At 62.4% G+C, this 2830-nt stretch carries 1 protein-coding gene and 3 pseudogenes; 3 read left to right on the forward strand and 1 reads right to left on the reverse strand.

Annotated features, from left to right (window positions below):
* Both L9Z73_RS28525 and L9Z73_RS28530 read left to right on the forward strand, forming a co-directional pair.
* Window positions 1-151, forward strand: a pseudogene (locus L9Z73_RS28525) (acetyl-CoA C-acetyltransferase); the annotation flags it as partial.
* A gap of 31 nt (window positions 152-182) precedes the next feature.
* Complete coding sequence (locus L9Z73_RS28530; RefSeq protein WP_247408137.1) at window positions 183-1886, forward strand: AMP-binding protein; 1704 nt, start codon at window positions 183-185, stop codon at window positions 1884-1886.
* 115 nt (window positions 1887-2001) lie between these two features.
* On the opposite strand, the pseudogene L9Z73_RS28535 reads toward L9Z73_RS28530, so the two are convergent.
* Window positions 2002-2745 (reverse strand): annotated as a pseudogene (locus L9Z73_RS28535) (Gfo/Idh/MocA family protein); the annotation flags it as partial.
* Between L9Z73_RS28535 and L9Z73_RS28540 the strand changes: the two are divergent.
* Window positions 2731-2830 (forward strand): annotated as a pseudogene (locus L9Z73_RS28540) (hypothetical protein); the annotation flags it as partial. The pseudogenes L9Z73_RS28535 and L9Z73_RS28540 sit on opposite strands and share 15 nt — an antisense overlap.

Below are 2830 nucleotides of genomic sequence, written 5' to 3' on the forward strand. Positions count from 1 at the left end.
CTCCCTGGGCTGCGGTCATCCTTTCGCCGCCACCGGCGGCCGGCAATTAGCGGCGTTGGCCAAGGCCATTCACGAGCGCGGCGGCGGTCGCGGCCTGATTTCGATCTGTGCGGCGGGCGGGCTGGGCATTACCGCCATCGTCGAAAAGTAGCGCTATCAAAAACAACAATAAGGAGACTGCCATGAACGCTATCAGCCTGGAACACACCGAACGCGTCTGGTTGAACGCTTACCTGCCCGGCGTCCCGGCGGACATCGATGCCGCTATCGAGGACTACCCGTCGCTGCGCGAGGTGTTCCTGGAGCACCTGGAAAAATTCCGCGAACGGGTGGCCTACGTCAGCATTGGCACTGAAATGACCTACGCCGACTGGCAGGTGCAAGGCGTCGCGTTTGCAGCCTGGCTGCAAGGCCAGGGCGTGAAGACCGGCGACCGCGTGGCGCTGATGATGCCCAACTGCTTGCAGTACCCGATCTGCCTGCTGGGGACGATCCTGGCCGGTGCGGTGGTGGTCAACGTCAACCCGCTGTACACCGCCCATGAGCTCAAGCATTTGCTCAAGGACAGCGGCGCCGAGACCGTGGTGATCTTCGAGAACTTCGCGCACACCCTGGAAAAAGTCATCCCCGGCAGCAGCGTCAAGCGCGTGGTGGTGGCGGCCATCGGCGACTTGCTCGGCACCTTCAAGGGCGCGGCGATGAACTTCATCCTGCGCCGCGTGCAGAAGCAGGTGCCCAGGTTCAACCTGCGCGGGTCGGTGCGGTTCAATCAGGCGCTGAAACAAGGACGGGCACTGAACCATTTTCCGGTGGACATGCACCTCGACGACCTGGCCTTCCTGCAATACACCGGCGGCACCACGGGTGACGCCAAGGGCGTGATGCTCAGCCATCGCAATATCATCGCCAACCTGCTGCAGGCCAAGGCCTGGGTCGGCAACCAATTGGACCAGGATCAGCAGGAAACCAACGTCACCTTGCTGCCGCTGTATCACATCTTTTCCCTGACGGTGAACTGCCTGATGTTCATGTGCCTGGGCGGGCGCAACATCCTGATCGCCAACCCGCGGGACGTGAAACGCGTGCAGATGATCCTGCGCAAGGAGCGCTTTAACGGGATTGCCGGGGTCAACACGCTGTTTAACGGCCTGCTGGAGAACCAGGAGTTTTGTGCGCGGGACTTTTCCGCCCTGCGCATGGTGATCGCCGGCGGCATGGCCACGCACACGGCGGTGGCCAAGCGCTGGAAGGCAGTCACCGGGCTGCCGATCATCGAAGGCTACGGGCTGACCGAATGCTCGCCGGTGGTGAGCATCAGCCCCATCGATATTTCACGCATGCGCGAGATGGAATTCACCGGCAGCATCGGCGTGCCCTTGCCATCGACCTGGGTGCGTTTTATGCGGGAAGACGGCCAGTTGGCCGCGCTTGGCGAGCAGGGCGAACTGCAAGTGCGCGGCCCGCAGGTGATGCAAGGCTACTGGAAGCGGCCCAAGGAAACCGCCGAGGTGCTGGATGCCGAGGGCTGGCTGTCGACCGGTGATATTGGGGTGATGGATGCGCGCGGCTATATCCGCCTGGTCGACCGCAAGAAGGACCTGATCCTGGTCTCGGGCTTCAATGTGTACCCCAATGAAATCGAAGACGTGGTGGCGCTGCATCCGGGCGTCGCTGAAGTGGCGGCGATCGGGGTGGAAGATGGCGTGACCGGCGAGCGGGTGAAGATCATCGTGGTGCGCAAGGACCCGAACCTGACGCAGGAGCAGCTCCTCGCCCATTGCCGGGAATACCTGACGGGGTACAAGGTGCCCAAGTTTGTGGAGTTTCGCAGTACAGAGCTGCCCAAGACCACGGTGGGCAAGGTGCTGCGCCGCGCGCTGCGCTAATTTGAATCTGTAGGTGATCTAAATGTGGGAGGGGGCTTGCCCCCGATGGCGGTGGGTCAGTCATGCATGTATTGACTGACACACTGCTATCGGGGGCAAGCCCCCTCCCACATTTTCAGACCGCGTTGATGTTGACCCAGCGTTGTTCCCGAGCCGCCACCCGAATCGCCGTCGCCAGCCGCTCGACCGCCCACGCCGCTTCAAAGTCGCTGCCGTCCGCACCTTGGCCGGTCACGGCCATGATCAACTCCTGCACTTCCAGCGTCTTCAATTCGTTGTAGCCCAACTGATGACCGGCGGCCGGGCTGAATGCCGCGTAGCCGGGCAGGGCGGGGCCGGCCAGCAAGCGTTGGAAACCGTCCTGGCCCTTGCGGCACAGGCGCAGTTCATTCAAACGCTCCTGATCGAAGGCCAACGTGCCTTGAGTCCCGCTGATCTCAAAACCCAGGTGGTTCTTGTAGCCGTGCTTGAGCCAACTGCTGCTCACCGTGCCGCGCGCGCCGTTGGCGAAGCGCAACAAGGCGTGCACCTGGTCATCCACGGCGATGGATTTGAGTGTGTCGCCGCCTTTGACGGCGGGACGCAGGGCATGCACGGTCTGCGTATCGGCACACACGCTGACCACATCGCCCACCAGATAACGTGCCATCGACAGCAAGTGACTGCCCAGGTCCGCCAGGGCGCCACCGGCATGTTCCACTTCACAGCGCCACGACCAGGGTGAGGCCGGGTCGGCCATGAAGTCTTCGCTGAACTCGCCCTGGAAACTGATGATTTCGCCCAACTCACCGTTGGCGATGATCTGCTTCGCCCACCCGATCATCGGGTTGTGCTGGTAGTTGTAGCCGACTCGCGTCAGAGCGATGAAGACGAAAGCCGCAGCATTGGTCGCTTGCAGCTTGATTCTTCGTTCAGCCCGGTTCGCCGCATCGCATACGTGGTGG

The sequence above is a fragment of the Pseudomonas emilianonis genome, assembly GCF_023072625.1.
GTDB lineage: Bacteria > Pseudomonadota > Gammaproteobacteria > Pseudomonadales > Pseudomonadaceae > Aquipseudomonas > Aquipseudomonas paraveronii.